Annotated in this window: 2 protein-coding genes; both read left to right on the forward strand. The window is 68.2% G+C overall.

All coding sequences use genetic code 11. The features are described from left to right. Positions 1–65 precede the first annotated feature (65 nt). Positions 66–608 carry a winged helix-turn-helix domain-containing protein gene (locus KLK06_RS59410; protein ID WP_214644750.1) on the forward strand — a complete coding sequence of 181 codons (543 nt, stop codon included), beginning with the start codon at positions 66–68 and terminating at the stop codon, positions 606–608. After that, positions 533–1110: transposase (locus KLK06_RS59415; protein WP_374197216.1), on the forward strand; the 578-nt coding region annotated here is incomplete at its 3' end. The genes KLK06_RS59410 and KLK06_RS59415, both read left to right, overlap by 76 nt.

Below are 1110 nucleotides of genomic sequence, written 5' to 3' on the forward strand. Positions count from 1 at the left end.
CACAGATTGAATGCGTAGAGTCTTAGCCTCGTGACGGATCGCTTTTGGTGCGGTACGACCGAGGTATGCGGTACGGGCAAAGGGGTGGGTACACGCCTGCGGAGCAGGAGCGGCGGGAGTGTGTACGGCTGCAGGCGGCCGAGTGGTTCGAGGCTGGGGAGTCGACCAGAACGGTCGCCGCACGATTACGGGTGCACGAGCGGTCGGTGACCCGTTGGCGTAAGGCCTGGCGCGAGGGCGGTGCTTCGGCGTTGCGGTCCAGGGGGCCGGTCTCGGCGGAGAAGTTGTCGGCGCGGCAGTGGCAGCGGCTGGATGCCGAGTTGCGGCGTGGGCCGCTGGCCTGGGGCTACGTGGAGGACCAGTGCTGGACGCTGGGCCGGGTCAAGACCTTGATCGGGCGGCTGTTCCACATCGGCTACACCATCGAGGGGGTGGGCAAGCTGCTGCACCGGCACGGCTGGTCGGTGCAGGTGCCGTCCCGGCGCGCCGTGGAGCGGGACGAGGAGGCCATCGCGCTGTGGAAGGCCGAGGTGTGGCCGGCGGTAAAACAACCGCGGCGGACCTGGGCGCCTACCTCTGCTTCGAAGACGAAGCCGGGCAAGGGCTGAGGCCGCCGAAGGGACGTACCTGGGCTCCGGTGGGCGCCCGGCCGGTGGTGAGGGTACGGGGAAGAGGTTCCGGCCGGGTCAACATGGCCGGCGTCGTGGCCTACCGGGACGGTGAGCGGCCGCACCTGTTCTACAAGCTGCACGTCTATCACGGGCGCAAGGGCGAGCCCAAGACGTTCTCCTGGATCGACTACCGGGACCTGATCGTGGCCACCCACCAGCACCTGGGCGCGCCACTGGTGTGGTGCTGGGACAATTTGAACGTGCACCTGGCCGGCCAGCTCGCCGACTTCGCCGCCGAGCACGCCGACTGGTTACGCATCGTCCAACTCCCGGCCTATGCCCCCGAGCTCAATCCCGCCGAGGGCGTCTGGTCTCTGCTCCGCCGGGCCATGACCAACTTCGCTGTCACCGACCTGGCCGGTCTCGTCCGGATCGTCAAACGCAAGCTGAAGAAGATCCAATACCGGCCCCACCTGCTCACCGGCTGCCTGGCCCAGAC

The sequence above is a fragment of the Nonomuraea sp. NEAU-A123 genome, from assembly GCF_018603905.1.
Classification (GTDB): Bacteria; Actinomycetota; Actinomycetes; order Streptosporangiales; family Streptosporangiaceae; genus Nonomuraea.